The 13,338-nt window shown below is 34.2% G+C and carries 15 protein-coding genes; 5 read left to right on the top strand and 10 right to left on the bottom strand.

Annotated features, from left to right (window positions below):
• Positions 1-143: 143 nt before the first annotated feature.
• The 3 genes from eno to Q0F04_RS05255 form a co-directional block, all read right to left on the bottom strand.
• Positions 144-1,472 (bottom strand): phosphopyruvate hydratase, encoded by a 1,329-nt coding sequence (eno, locus tag Q0F04_RS05265; RefSeq protein ID WP_117573123.1) that lies wholly within the window; start codon positions 1,470-1,472, stop codon positions 144-146.
• A 62-nt stretch (positions 1,473-1,534) separates the two neighbouring features.
• On the bottom strand, positions 1,535-3,700 hold the full coding sequence (locus Q0F04_RS05260) for a U32 family peptidase (protein ID WP_295750985.1): 2,166 nt from the start codon (positions 3,698-3,700) through the stop codon (positions 1,535-1,537).
• 45 nt (positions 3,701-3,745) lie between these two features.
• Positions 3,746-4,117, bottom strand: coding sequence for a metal-dependent transcriptional regulator (locus tag Q0F04_RS05255; RefSeq protein WP_040466445.1), 372 nt, complete (start codon positions 4,115-4,117; stop codon positions 3,746-3,748).
• An 81-nt stretch (positions 4,118-4,198) separates the two neighbouring features.
• Between Q0F04_RS05255 and Q0F04_RS05250 the strand changes: the two genes are divergently transcribed.
• Entirely contained in the window at positions 4,199-4,729 is a 531-nt protein-coding gene (locus tag Q0F04_RS05250) for a TetR/AcrR family transcriptional regulator (protein WP_295750982.1), read from the top strand.
• Here the strand turns inward: Q0F04_RS05250 and Q0F04_RS05245 are convergent.
• Positions 4,719-5,333, bottom strand: coding sequence for a pentapeptide repeat-containing protein (locus Q0F04_RS05245; RefSeq protein WP_295750979.1), 615 nt, complete (start codon positions 5,331-5,333; stop codon positions 4,719-4,721). The genes Q0F04_RS05250 and Q0F04_RS05245 overlap by 11 nt on opposite strands.
• Entirely contained in the window at positions 5,330-5,932 is a 603-nt protein-coding gene (locus Q0F04_RS05240) for a hypothetical protein (RefSeq protein ID WP_295750976.1), read from the bottom strand. The genes Q0F04_RS05245 and Q0F04_RS05240 overlap by 4 nt, the downstream gene beginning before the upstream one ends.
• A gap of 80 nt (positions 5,933-6,012) precedes the next feature.
• Here Q0F04_RS05240 and Q0F04_RS05235 point away from each other — a divergent pair, with 80 nt between their 5' ends.
• The 4 genes from Q0F04_RS05235 to Q0F04_RS05220 are packed head-to-tail and all read left to right on the top strand — an operon-like array spanning position 6,013 to position 8,129.
• Positions 6,013-6,627 (top strand): M15 family metallopeptidase, encoded by a 615-nt coding sequence (locus Q0F04_RS05235; protein WP_295750974.1) that lies wholly within the window; start codon positions 6,013-6,015, stop codon positions 6,625-6,627.
• On the top strand, positions 6,614-7,012 hold the full coding sequence (locus tag Q0F04_RS05230; protein ID WP_295750971.1) for a hypothetical protein: 399 nt from the start codon (positions 6,614-6,616) through the stop codon (positions 7,010-7,012). The genes Q0F04_RS05235 and Q0F04_RS05230 overlap by 14 nt, the downstream gene beginning before the upstream one ends.
• On the top strand, positions 6,987-7,814 hold the full coding sequence (locus Q0F04_RS05225) for a hypothetical protein (RefSeq protein WP_295750969.1): 828 nt from the start codon (positions 6,987-6,989) through the stop codon (positions 7,812-7,814). Before Q0F04_RS05230 ends, Q0F04_RS05225 begins: the two co-directional genes overlap by 26 nt.
• Positions 7,815-7,823: 9 nt before the next feature.
• On the top strand, positions 7,824-8,129 hold the full coding sequence (locus Q0F04_RS05220; protein ID WP_295750966.1) for a multidrug transporter: 306 nt from the start codon (positions 7,824-7,826) through the stop codon (positions 8,127-8,129).
• 25 nt (positions 8,130-8,154) lie between these two features.
• On the opposite strand, the gene Q0F04_RS05215 is transcribed toward Q0F04_RS05220, so the two are convergent.
• From Q0F04_RS05215 to Q0F04_RS05195, 5 genes are all read right to left on the bottom strand, one after another.
• Positions 8,155-9,075: a MetQ/NlpA family ABC transporter substrate-binding protein gene (locus Q0F04_RS05215; RefSeq protein ID WP_295750964.1), complete on the bottom strand. Its 921-nt coding sequence runs from the start codon at positions 9,073-9,075 to the stop codon at positions 8,155-8,157.
• Positions 9,076-9,091: 16 nt separating this feature from the next.
• The gene (locus Q0F04_RS05210; protein WP_295750961.1) at positions 9,092-9,790 is read right to left on the bottom strand and encodes an ABC transporter permease subunit; all 699 of its coding nucleotides are present in this window, start codon (positions 9,788-9,790) and stop codon (positions 9,092-9,094) included.
• Entirely contained in the window at positions 9,783-10,829 is a 1,047-nt protein-coding gene (locus Q0F04_RS05205; RefSeq protein ID WP_295750959.1) for an ATP-binding cassette domain-containing protein, read from the bottom strand. Before Q0F04_RS05205 ends, Q0F04_RS05210 begins: the two co-directional genes overlap by 8 nt.
• A 224-nt stretch (positions 10,830-11,053) precedes the next feature.
• Complete coding sequence (locus tag Q0F04_RS05200) at positions 11,054-11,974, bottom strand: LysR family transcriptional regulator (protein WP_295750955.1); 921 nt, start codon at positions 11,972-11,974, stop codon at positions 11,054-11,056.
• 95 nt (positions 11,975-12,069) lie between these two features.
• Positions 12,070-13,275 (bottom strand): M20 family metallopeptidase, encoded by a 1,206-nt coding sequence (locus Q0F04_RS05195; protein ID WP_295750952.1) that lies wholly within the window; start codon positions 13,273-13,275, stop codon positions 12,070-12,072.
• Positions 13,276-13,338: the final 63 nt, after the last annotated feature.

The following is a 13,338-nucleotide window of genomic DNA, read 5'->3' as shown; positions in this document are numbered from 1 at the left end:
AATGTAGTAGCAATACTACAATTTTCGTCGTGCTTTCAAATAAAAAATACCATCCAGACAATAGTATCCGGATGGTTTGTCATTTCTTAACTTAATGACATTGCCCCGAAGGGTCTTATTTAGCTAAAGTTCTTAGTGAAATACTACTTTTTGAATTCAACAGCTGGCAAGTTGTAGAAAGTCTTGTCTCCAAGGTATTCAGCAACGTTAACAGTTCCACGTTGGTTCAATTCGTCTTCAATACGCATTAAACGGTTGTATTTAGCAATACGGTCTGTACGGCTTAATGAACCAGTCTTGATTTGTCCTGCGTTCAATCCAACAGCGATGTCAGCGATTGTAGTGTCTTCAGTTTCTCCTGAACGGTGAGATACGATGCAAGTGTATCCGTGTTTCTTAGCCATTTCGATAGCGTCGAATGTTTCAGTTAAAGTACCGATTTGGTTAACTTTGATTAAGATTGCATTAGCGATTCCTTTTTCGATTCCTTCGTAAAGAATTGAAGGGTTAGTTACGAATAAGTCATCACCAACTAATTGTACTTTGTCTCCTAGACGATCAGTTAATTTTTTCCATCCGTCCCAGTCGCTTTCTCCTAATCCATCTTCGATAGAGATGATTGGGTATTTAGCGATCCATTCTTCGTACATGTCGATCATTTCATCGCTAGTCTTAGTTCCTTGACCAGATTTTTTCAATTCATATAATCCAGTTTCTGTGTTGTGGAATTCAGAAGCAGCAACGTCCATTGCGATCTTCATGTCTTTTCCTGGAACATATCCAGCAGCTTCCATAGCTTCAACTAATAATTCAAGAGGTTCTTCGTTTCCATCTTTACAGCTTGGAGCAAATCCACCTTCGTCACCAACGTTAGTGTTGTATCCTTTTTTCTTTAATACTGATTTTAAAGCGTGGAAAGTTTCAGCAGCCATACGAACAGCTTCTTTTTCACTCTTAGCACCAACTGGCATAATCATGAATTCTTGGAAATCTACTGTAGAGTCAGCGTGTGATCCACCGTTGATAACGTTGCACATAGGAACTGGCAATGTTTTTCCGTTGAATCCACCGAAGTATTTGTATAAAGGTTCTCCGTAGAAATCAGCAGCTGCTAAAGCACAAGCCATAGAAACACCTAAAGTAGCGTTAGCACCTAAATTTTTCTTGAATGGGTCTCCATCCAATTCTAACATTGTTTTGTCAATTAATACCTGGTCACGGCAATCCATACCGATAATTTTTGGAGCAATTTTAGTGTTTACGTTTTCAACAGCTTTAGTTGTTCCTTTTCCCAAGTAACGAGCTTTGTCACCATCACGTAATTCTAAAGCTTCACGAACACCAGTACTTGCACCACTTGGTACCATAGCACGTCCGTAAGCGCCAGATTCTGTAGTTACTTCAACTTCAACAGTTGGATTTCCACGTGAATCTAGAACTTCACGAGCATATACATCAACAATAATAGGCATAATTAAAATATCCTCCTCTAAGCCTTAAGCTAATAAAATAATAGCACGCAAGCCATCTAAAATCAACGATTATAGGCTCTGAAAGCGTTTTTAACTTCCTCTTGGTTCTCGTCAGTAAACACAAATCGAAAATGTTTTATTCCATACGATTCATAATCTTTTCGATTTTGAATCTCATCTGTAACATTCACATCATACAATCGCATGTGACAATCTTTATCACCAAGTAAGAACACTCGTTTTCCATCTAAGCCTTCAAGCTCATAACGATGATTATGACACAATCCACAATTGACTCGTTTTCCATCTTTTAAAGCTGTATTTACAGGACAATGTTTCATCGTCATCAAGCGACGTTTCTGATACAAAGTCTTGTAGACTGGAGCATTAAAATGATAACGAGCCATAAATGCCTTCATCAACGCTTCAACTTGATATGTATCACATTCATCACTTAAAACACAACTTTCATATCCCATTTCTAAAATTGCCGCTACACCATATGAATTGGAAATATTTAATGAATCTACGATCTTTCCATCCCCTAAATGCGCATTGACTACACCATGGATTCTTGTAATATTCGACTTATTTAATACATTCTCATTATTCAACATTTCACTTACATAACAACTTGAATCATCCACCTTTTGATTCACTGCATTAATTTCAAATAAATCAAACGTTGTCTTACTTTCAGTTGGAACATAACTATATTCTTTTTCAACAAGCATTCCCTGTTTTAAACAAGCCTCTTTCATTTTTTCTAGAGCATCCCTTCGAAGTTGGTTCATCACAGAAATTGGAAAATAAATATCTTTACCCAAATGATATTCAATCTGATCAAAACTTGCCCAACTATCTTTTGTCTTAGAAAACTGTTTATTCAATGTTTCTTCATCCGTTGCCCGCTTTAAAGCTTTAACACTATTAATATCCGTAGAAACACTAACTCTTGTCGAATCCTTATATACTTCCATCACCATAGGCATTCCAACTGCACTACAAGTCACAATCGCATTGACCTTGCTTTGACGATTGGATGTACGAATTCTTTCTTCGATTGTTTTATTCAACTCAGAATCCATCGTTTTACGAACAACACTGCCTACATGCACGCCAACAGGTCCTTCGATTAAAACCGTATTATTTTTTGGCATAAAAGAAATCAACTTTTGTTTCTTATCATACATAAAATTCACATGACAACCCAAGTTTTCTCTTTCAAAACGAATCCCATCATTTTGATGAAGGTCTTGACTCAATTGAATACAAATCTTATTTTTATTTACCTTAACAACTTTACCAATTCCAATTCCCTGATGATTACAAGTCTTACTATTCATTAATTCATTTCCACTCGCCTTATACATATGTCCTAAAGTATATTCACGATTGAATGTAACACGTAGGTTCTGTTCATCCAAACGACTGCGTTCCTTATTCTCTAATACTTTTTTGACTTGAGAAACACTCTCATATACATAAGGAGCACTCTTCATTCGGCCTTCAATTTTTAAGGAACAAACTCCCATATTCGCTAATGTATTGACTTCATCCATCAAAGAAAGATCTTTTGGACTTAATACATAATCTCCATGCGTATCCACTTTATTTCCATCTTCATAAAGGTTATATTTCATACGACATGGCTGTGCACACATGCCTCGATTTCCACTTCGTCCATAATGCACACTTGAAAAGTAACATTGTCCCGAATAACAAATACATAAAGCTCCATGCACAAAGACTTCCACTTCAATACCTGTATCTACACAGGCTTGAATTTCTTCTTTCGTACATTCTCTAGCTAAAACTACACGCTTTACACCCAACTTTTTTAATTGTTCAATTTGATAAGGATTAGAAACCGAAAGCTGGGTAGAAGCATGTAGTACCAAGTTTGGTAGTCTATGATGTAAAAGATGAATAAAACCTAAATCTTGAATAATCAAAGCATCTACGCCAAAGGAATGAACCTTTTTTGCCATATTGTAGGCATCCTCAATTTCATCCTCATATAATATAGTATTCATCGTAATATATACTTTTACGCCACACAAATGACATCTTTCAATGACTTCTTTTGTGGTTTTTAAATCAAAATTATTTGCGAATGCCCTAGCTCCAAAACTAGGCAATCCAAAATAAACGGCATCACACCCTGCCGCTAAGGCTGCATTTAATGCTTCCATACTTCCTACGGGTGCTAATATTTCTGGTTTCATTTTCCTTGCTCCTTTCAAAATAAAAGCTACAGATACAATCTATAGCTAGTCTTTATTATTTTGATAATACTTTTTAATTGCCTCAAAAGTTTCTTGTGAAATTACATGTTCAATACGACAAGCATCTTCCGTCGCGATATTTTTAGGTACGCCAATATTTTGTAGCATGTCTGAAAAGAAAGTATGACGTGCATACGTTTCTTCTGCGATTTTCTTTCCTTCTTCACTTAATGTCAAAAATTTACTCACATCTAAAACAATCAATCCTTGTTCAGATAATAACTTTACGGCATGTGAAACGCTAGGCTTAGAAAAACCCAAATAACTTGCGACATCAACGCTACGAACATGATCCAAACATTTTGATAAAACTAAAATGGCCTCTAAATAATCTTCCATCGATTCGCCTAACTGCATATTTATTACTCCTCTAATTCTTTTATTTAATTTTAAGCTAGTCCTCTTTTAAAGTCAATTGACATGACATATAATAAATATATGAATGATACAAAATTAACCATCGCAAATGCGCTATTAAACTTATTAAAAACACAACCCTTAAACAAGATTACAGTCACACAAATTACGAAAGAATCGAATCTGACAAGGCAAACATTTTATCGTAATTTCGAAGATAAAGAAGATTTAGTAAACTGGTACTTTGAAAAGCTGTGTCTAGATTCTTTTAAAGAAATGGCTGATCAAACTACTTTAAAAGAAGCTTTGATTAAAAAATTTACATTTATTCAAAGCCAAAGCACTTTCTTTAAAGAAGCCTTTAAAGAAGATGACTACAATTCTTTGACAAACTATGACTATCGCTGTATCTATGATTTCTACAAAAAGAAAATCGAAACAAAAACAACCATTGATCCACAACTTGACTTTCTACTTCAAATGTATTGTCATGGCTCTATTGAAATGACAAAATCATGGGTAGAAAAAAATATGTATTTAGACATTGAGACACTCGTCAATATGTTGATTGAATCCATGCCCGAAAGATTGAAACAATATGTCAATCTTTAACTACAACGCCTAAAAGTTTCACAAATTCAAGTGCTTGAGATGAATTCAATACAACACCCGTTAATTTATCACTCGACACTGCCATATTTTCAATTTCACAGCTTGAGAAATCAAGCTTTTTTAATTCCGTATTAAACCATTCTGTTGAATTTAATATACATTTATCAAATGAAGTCTTTTTCAACTCACATTGAATAAATCCAGAACCCGTTAAATCATCAATGTCAAACATACAATCTTTAAATGTACTACCACCAAAATCACAATAATGCCCTTTACATAGTTGAAATAATGTATCTTGAACTAAGCTTTGTGAAAGCTCCATTCCACTAATTCGACAGGAAATAAAATGAACGCGACTTAAACTGCATTGATTAAAGTGAACATTTTCAAATTCACAATGATCAAAGACAATATCCATACATTCAATAAAGCTAAAGTTACAATCCTTAAATTGACACTTACTAAATTTACAACCATCCATTGTGATATTATCTAAACTTTCTTCAATACATACATTCTCAAATGTATAATCACTCACATACGATTCATATGTCCATTCATCCATTGGTTCTAGACTCGTATTTATTTTTAATTTTTTCATAGACTCTTAATTTTCAATAACACTTCTTGATTAAATAAAATATCTTTTAATAATTGTAAATCTTCATAACTCACAAAATCATATTCAGCACGGTTCAATATAATATAGATTTGTTGAAGCGCATTTTTAAGTTCCATCCATCCTTCTGGTGTACCAAATTCTTCATCAAACAATTTATGAATATTATCCTGATTCATCAAAGGATATAAATAAGAATAGATTGTTGTCGTAGAAGGATTATTAAATCCATCAAAGAAATTTTTAAATACTGGATAGATGTATTTTCGCAACATGTTCAAAGTGGCTTTCGCATAGAATAATGCACTCGCACTAAAATCCGCATCCTTCACATCTTCATAATAGACTTCTAAATCACTACCTGCTTCAATTTGGTCTAAGACACTTCCAGGAAAATCTGCATAATCTTCTTCCTTTATATTTAAAGCTTCATAAAAGTCAGTTTCTTCTTCAGGCTCTTCATTTTGTTTCATATTATTCATCATATTTTGAGCCATGTCATTTAACTTATTCTTTTCTTCATCGCTCATATTGTCCATCATTCTTGAAATGGCTGAAAAATCAATATCACTAAATTTCATTATTCATTACCTCATTTCCATGAAGTATTATACACAAAACATGAGTAGATTAACATAAACAAATGTATTAGAATATACACATGAAATTATTAAATATACAAAAAGAAATCCCCGATATTCTTTTAGAAATACGCTATTGCACAACTTACAACTTCATCGGCAAAATTATTGATGGCTATATTGATCCGGTAGCGTTAGGAACAAAAGAATTGGTGGAACAATTAAAAATAATCAACTCAAAAGCAAGACAAATGGGATATCGATTAAAGATATGGGATGCCTACAGACCGCAAAGTGCCCTTGATCATTTCATGACTTGGAAAGATACTGAAGATGATAAAATGAAATCCATCTTCTATCCTGAATATTCCAAAAGTGATCTTTTCGAGAATGACTTTATCATCGAAAAATCTGCACACACCAGAGGTAGCACTGTCGATTTAACTTTAGTTGATGAAAAAACAGGAAAAGAATTAGATATGGGATCTTATTTTGATTATTTTGGCGATATTTCGGGTCCATTATACACAAAAGGATTAACGAATCATCAAATAAACAATCGCATGACATTAAGAAATTTGATGTTAGATAATGGATTTATCCCTTTAGAATCCGAGTGGTGGCACTACACTTTAAAGGATGAACCCTATCCAGATACTTATTTTAACGAGGAGGTAAAACTTGATAGAAACTAAATTATGGTCCGCATTAATTGGACTTTCTAAAACTGTGGATTCAAATCCAAAAACAGAAAATACAGACACAATTATTATAGATTGTCTTCAACATTTAAAAAATCATACAGTTACACAAGATCTAATTGATTTAGTACATGAAGAAAAAGACAAGATATCGCCAAGCTGTAAAACGTGCACACATCCTTGTGGTAATACTAGTGATTATGATATGTCTTTGATCAACGATAAGAAAAAAGAATTGATGCATCAAATCCTGAATTTAAGTGATATGAACTTCATCTATCGTGGTTTATGTTACTTAGGTTTTGAGATTGATGATTCTTATATTGATGAATTGATAGAAGAGAGCAAGAATAATGAAAAAAAGAAAAATTCGCTATGACCGTATCCTTTTGCCAATCTTGATTATCTTCATAATCATCTTTGGGATATCTTCATGTCATAAAACAGAAGAAACAAAGTTTCAAACAAAAGCGATTCATACTACAACTGATTTTTTAAAGAACGCATTAAAACCCGTTGGTCAAACACTCTATATTTATGGGGGAGGTTGGAACGAAGCACAAACTGGTTCTGGAACGGAAGCATTAACTTTGGGTTTATCTAAAGAATGGAAAACTTTCTATGCTTCACAAGATAGTACATACAACTATGAAAACTATATGTATGAAATCCATAATGGATTAGATTGTTCAGGCTATGTAGGCTGGGCCATCTACAATACATTAGAAACTAAATCCAATCATGGTAATGGCTATGTATTAAAGGCCGAAGAAATGACAAAAACATTTGCGAATATGAAACTAGGAACATATAGTGATTCCATACTAGACGCAAAACCAGGAGATATTGTATCTATGGCAAATGCCCATGTTTATATTGTACTTGGTGTATGTGAGGATGGAAGCTTGCTGATTGTGCATTCAAGTCCTCCTGGAGTCAAGATTTCAGGCACACATGATTTAAGTGGAAATTCCAATTCACAAGCTGTCGAATATGCCAAAAAAATCATGGAAACTTATTATCCAGACTGGTATAATCGCTACCCAGATTGCACTGTCGATTCGAGTTTTACACAACCAAACAATGTATCTTTATTTCATTGGAATTCAAAAACATTAAAAGATACAGATCAATTGCACTCTATGAGTGTTGATCAAATCATTAAAACTTTATTTCAATAGGAGGTCAACATGGAAAAAGATTGGAAATTATTTAGAAAGAAACTAGGTGGCTGGCAAGAAGCCTATATGGATAGATTGATTGAAGAGTATAAGGATATACTAAATTCAGATGCATCATCTTTCGATAAATATTCAACACTACGAAAGAAAATTTATGATGATTATAAAAGTCCTGGTGTTTTGGCAAGAGATGTATCTCGTTCAAATATGTTTATCATTTTGTTAGGATTATTGCGCGATGGAGCAATCACTATGGATGATCTAGATGAGTTTAGTGATGAGCTAAAAGAAGATATTGCTCAATTAATAAAGTAAAAAGCCGAGAAATCGGCTTTTCTTATTAGTCTTCTTTTTTACCAGCTAATTCTTTTAATGCTTTTAAAGAATCCACTTTCTTAGAATATAAAGTCAATGGAGCAGAACTTGTATCACCAATCGCAGTTAAATCATATCCTTGCGCTTCACATTCGTTTTTCAAATAAGCTTTGTGTTGGAATGAGTTCAAATCAATTTCACCATTATTTAAGGCTTCGTTTGGTAAATTATATGCATCAAATACAACTACATCTAAATAAATTCCTGAATTTTCATCGTCTAATACTTTTTGTACAGCTCTAAATGTATCGGCAGAACCACAAGTACCAATCTTAATAACTTTCTTTCCATCTGAACTTGATTGATATCCTTCAATATCACTCACGAAGTTTTTATCGACTGTATAATCTTTGTCATATTCAAATGCAGGAACACTCGATCCATTATTCTTTTCTAGAATATATTCAGCTACCACCTGACTTTGGTATGCCTTTACTACCTTTTGATAATCTTCATTATCTTTATCAGCCGTACGTGCAACGATCACATTAATAAATGGATTATCACTTCCTACTTCTTGTACTTCTGTAATTAAGCCATCCTTTTTAGGCTTTAATCCAGCAGGAATCGCATATGTACCATTGATTGTAGCTGCTCCAAAATCATCCAAAGTTGAAACTAATGTATTGGCTTGTGTAGGAACAATTTCAATATTGTATTTATATTTTTTGACATCCTTCAATTCAGGAGTCCATCCAGCCTTGTCATCCACATCAATCAAGCCTGCTTTTTCTAGAAGCAATAATCCTCTTCCTCCATTTGTGGCATCACTTGGAATACCAATTTTTACAGGTTCACTTGTTGAATTTGATGCACATCCTGTAAGTAATGTTGTGGCTACTAAGCCGGCTGTTAAAAATGTTTTAAATAATTTATTTGTCTTCATAATCCTTTTCTCCTTTTTATTTATGAAATAATTCTTTATTCGTTGTCGCTTTTGATAATGTATTACCCAATAATTGAATCAACGAAACAATAATCAATAATAAGATCACACATAGATTCACGACATCTTGATAATGTAAGTTTTGTCCATAATTGATTGCGAATGAACCAATTCCACCAGCTCCTACTGCGCCTGCACTCGTTGTAAGTCCAATCAATGAAATGGCTGTAATAGTTGTAACACGAATCAAATCAGGCAACGCCTCATGTAAATAAACACGAAAGATAATTCCTAGTGTTGAACTTCCCATACTTCTTGCCGCTTCAATCTTTCCTGGATTTACATCTGCTAATGCCGTTTCAACTTGTCTTGTATAGAATGGAACGGCTCCAAATACTAATGGAACAATAGCTCCTTTGACACCAATTGAAGTACCTGCAATACTTCGTGTTAATGGAATCAAGAAAATCAATAAGATGATAAATGGTACTGCCCTAAACACATTCGTGATGACTTCTAAAATAAAGTGAACTATTCGATTTGGCTTAATACCATCTGTCTTTGTGACAATCAATGAAATTCCAAAGGCACCTCCAATTAGTAATGTGATCAATCCTGCAATGAAAAACATTTGATAAGTTGCTTGTAAAGCTTGTTTAAAAATATCCCAGTAATTGGCAACGTTTGGAAAGAAATCTGCTATAAATTTAGGCATTGTGAATCACCTCCACCCTTACATTTGATTCATGTAGAAAATCAATAGCACTTTGTACATTTTCCTTGGTTCCTTCAATAGAAGCAATGATACCTCCCAAGGCATCCGCATTGACGACATCCACATTGGCCAACATGATATTTACATCCACATTGTATTCACGAGATATTTTTGAAATGGTTGCACTACCCACACTATCTCTAGTGAATATAAGTTTAACTAATTTACTATCTGTAGGAATAATTGTCTTGTTCTCAATCAACTTTGTGATGTTTGATAAAGCAGAAGCTGAATTAATAAATTTCTTTGTGATTTCCTTTTTTGGATTTGCGAAGATATCATATACATCTCCTTCTTCAACAACCTTACCATTTTCCATAACCGCCACACGATTTGCGATAGATTTAATCACGCTCATTTCATGTGTGATCAAGATAATTGTGATTCCTAATCTTTTATTTAAATTTTTCAATAACTTTAAAATCGATTCTGTCGCATCTGGATCTAGAGCAGAAGTAGCTTCATCACTAAGTAATACTTTAGGATTGTTAGACAATGCTCTTGCGATGGCTACACGTTGTTTTTGTCCACCTGATAGTTGGGATGGATATACATATTTTTTATCTGCCAAATCCACTAAATCTAATAATTCATCTACACGAGCCTCAATTTCTTTCTTTGATAAACCCGTATACTTTAATGGATAGGCCACATTGTCAAACACAGTACTTCGATCTAATAAGTTGAAATGTTGAAAGATCATTCCAATCGATCTTCTTAACTCTCTTAATTTTTTTTGACTTATATCTAAACTTCCTTGATTTGCGTTTACCTTACCAAAACCTTCAATTTCAATACTTCCAGAATCTGGAATCTCTAGAAAGTTCAAACATCGAACTAAAGTACTCTTACCTGCACCCGAATATCCGATCACACCATAGATTTGCCCACTTTCAATATGTAATGAAACATCATCTACAGCATGTACGTCCGCATTCTTTAAATGATAGGTTTTATCCAAATGTTCTATATTAATCATTCATATCACTCCAATCTAACAAAAAAAGCCGAGGACTTTCCCCGGCCTTTGCGCACTTAAACACGCGACAAACGAATCGAAAACCGGGTCACATTTATACACATATACATTTGCATCATTGACATCATCATTGTTTTCATATTCGTTTCCTCCTTGCATGTCTGTATTCTACAAGAAGGTTTAGTTATTGTCTAATTGTTAAATTTTTGAAGCAGTTATAAAAATTATTTATTACTAAAATAATCCTTCATTGTTTCAATATACGTATCACCAATCTCACTTAATACCGTATACTTTCTTGTGATATACCCAATTTCCATCATGGAATTTGGATTTTCTACATTTGCCTCATAAGGAACAACCACATAGTCATCCCCATTTAAATCGCGGCTAATGATTCCAGAACATAAAGTATATCCATTGAGTCCACGCATTAAATTCAGCATTGTAGCACGATCATTCACTTGTATTTTTCTTGGGAATTCATTTTCAACCAATATCTCCTCCGCCGTATACATCGAAGGATTATCACCTTGATCAAAAGTCATATTTGGATAGGGCAATAATTCTTCATACGTAATTGATTTTTTCTTGGCAAGAGGATGCCCCTTATACAAATACACAAAGGCATCGCAATTGGCTAATTTATGAAATTCTAAATTCCATTCATCAAATTGTTTCATCATAAAACGACGATTATAATTCGATAAATATAAGATTCCAATCTCACTCAATGAGTTTCCCACATCCTCAATCACATGCATCGTCTTAGTTTCACTGATTGCGAAATCATATTTAGAAGTCCCATACTTCTTCACTGTATCCACAAATGCTTTGGTCGCAAACGAATAGTGCTGACAAGAAACACGAAACTTATTTCTTCTTAAACTCTCATCTTCATAGCGATTCTTTAATAATTCATATTGTTGGTACAACTGTTTTGCGTACGTTAAAAACTCACGTCCTTGATTCGTTACAGTAACACCATGACTTGTACGATTAAAGATTTGAATATCCAGTTCTTTTTCAAGTGATTGAATAGCAGACGTTAAAGTAGGCTGAGATACGAAAAGCTTTTCAGCCGCCTTATTCATAGATTTCTCATCTGACACTGTTAGTACATAAAGTAATTGTTGAAGCGTCATTTTCAGTCTCCTTTATTTATATTATTTTAATGAATATTTGTTGATTTTCAAGATTCCAAAATAAAAGAGCTTGATAAGCTCTTAAAGTACATAGGTTAATTTTCCTTTTGATGTTCTACATGCCAAGCATGATCCTCTTTCACTTTCGCAAGCTCATCCGGATTTTCAAATAATTCAAGTGCCGTAAAAGCTAATGCTTTTGCCCCTTTGACAATCGCATCCATTGCCTTTTGAGAACATGAAGCATTCACCATATCTTGACTATGTCCTGCAATCTGTACATCTGTAATACTAATATGAGGCTGAATCGTAGGTACAACCTGACTAATATTACCTACATCACTACTTCCAGGCATTACCACATCTTCGACATGCTTTACGGTATTGCCAAGTTCTGTAATATATTTTTCATAGATTGCATCCAAAGAAGGTGTTAAAACCATATTTTCTACTAAATTTTGATACAACTTCATACTAGAAGTACAACCCGTCTGTAAAGCGGAACCCTTCACAATATTCTCTACTTTCTCATATAATTCATGCAACGTATCAATATCAGCAGCACGAATATAATATTTTGCCTTTGTGTATTCTGGAATCACATTAGGAGCTGTTCCACCATCAACAATCACACCATGAATACGAATACGATCTGTTAGTTGTTGTCGCAAAACACCAACAGCTGCATACGTTAAAATCTGCGCATCTAAGGCATTGATACCGTCTTGAGGACAACCTGCTGCATGAGCTGGTTTTCCCCAGAACTCAATATCAACAGGTGCACACGCATAATTACGTGTACTTAATCCGTCTTCTGGCCCTGAACCAGGATGTACACATAAGGCAAAATCCACATCATTTAAATAGCCCTTCTTTACAAAAGAACCTTTGGCACTTCCATTTTGTCCACCCTCTTCACCAGGCGTTCCATATACTCGTACTTCTCCACCAATTTGATTCACTACGCTTTTTAAAGCCGCACCGGCAAGTGAGGAAGTAGCTCCAAACACATTATGACCACAACCATGGCCTAAACCGGCAAGCGCATCATATTCTGCCAAAAAGACAACCGTAGGTCCTGGCTTATTACTTTTGTAGGTTGCCGCAAAACCTGTACGATGTCCGGCTGCTGGTAATTCAATCTCAAAGCCTTCTTTTTTTAATTGTTCACTCAACGTTTGAGAGGCAAAATATTCAAAATCACTCACTTCGGGTTTGGCATGAATTGCCAAAGAAATATCCTGATAGGTTTTTGCGTTTGTATCTATAAATTGAGAAATTTGATTCTTTAATCCCGACATAAAATAGTTCCTCCTAAAATTTGAGTCTATTGTACAAAGAACAACTGTTATATTCAAATTCTA

The organism is uncultured Holdemanella sp. (genome assembly GCF_934772795.1).
GTDB lineage: Bacteria > Bacillota_I > Bacilli_A > Erysipelotrichales > Erysipelotrichaceae > Holdemanella.
Note: the sequence above shows the minus strand (reverse complement) of the source record. Positions and strands in the feature narration are given on the sequence as shown.

Excerpts from the sequence above, each read along its gene's own strand:
- Q0F04_RS05260 (WP_295750985.1), bottom strand. The coding sequence starts at position 3,700 with ATGAAACCAGAAATATTAGCACCCGTAGGAAGTATGGAAGCATTAAAT.
- eno (WP_117573123.1), bottom strand. The coding sequence starts at position 1,472 with ATGCCTATTATTGTTGATGTATATGCTCGTGAAGTTCTAGATTCACGT.
- Q0F04_RS05235 (WP_295750974.1), top strand. The coding sequence starts at position 6,013 with ATGAAATTATTAAATATACAAAAAGAAATCCCCGATATTCTTTTAGAA.
- Q0F04_RS05200 (WP_295750955.1), bottom strand. The coding sequence starts at position 11,974 with ATGACGCTTCAACAATTACTTTATGTACTAACAGTGTCAGATGAGAAA.
- Q0F04_RS05210 (WP_295750961.1), bottom strand. The coding sequence starts at position 9,790 with ATGCCTAAATTTATAGCAGATTTCTTTCCAAACGTTGCCAATTACTGG.
- Q0F04_RS05225 (WP_295750969.1), top strand. The coding sequence starts at position 6,987 with ATGAAAAAAAGAAAAATTCGCTATGACCGTATCCTTTTGCCAATCTTG.
- Q0F04_RS05255 (WP_040466445.1), bottom strand. The coding sequence starts at position 4,117 with ATGCAGTTAGGCGAATCGATGGAAGATTATTTAGAGGCCATTTTAGTT.
- Q0F04_RS05245 (WP_295750979.1), bottom strand. The coding sequence starts at position 5,333 with ATGAAAAAATTAAAAATAAATACGAGTCTAGAACCAATGGATGAATGG.
- Q0F04_RS05195 (WP_295750952.1), bottom strand. The coding sequence starts at position 13,275 with ATGTCGGGATTAAAGAATCAAATTTCTCAATTTATAGATACAAACGCA.
- Q0F04_RS05240 (WP_295750976.1), bottom strand. The coding sequence starts at position 5,932 with ATGAAATTTAGTGATATTGATTTTTCAGCCATTTCAAGAATGATGGAC.
- Q0F04_RS05250 (WP_295750982.1), top strand. The coding sequence starts at position 4,199 with ATGAATGATACAAAATTAACCATCGCAAATGCGCTATTAAACTTATTA.
- Q0F04_RS05215 (WP_295750964.1), bottom strand. The coding sequence starts at position 9,075 with ATGAAGACAAATAAATTATTTAAAACATTTTTAACAGCCGGCTTAGTA.
- Q0F04_RS05220 (WP_295750966.1), top strand. The coding sequence starts at position 7,824 with ATGGAAAAAGATTGGAAATTATTTAGAAAGAAACTAGGTGGCTGGCAA.
- Q0F04_RS05205 (WP_295750959.1), bottom strand. The coding sequence starts at position 10,829 with ATGATTAATATAGAACATTTGGATAAAACCTATCATTTAAAGAATGCG.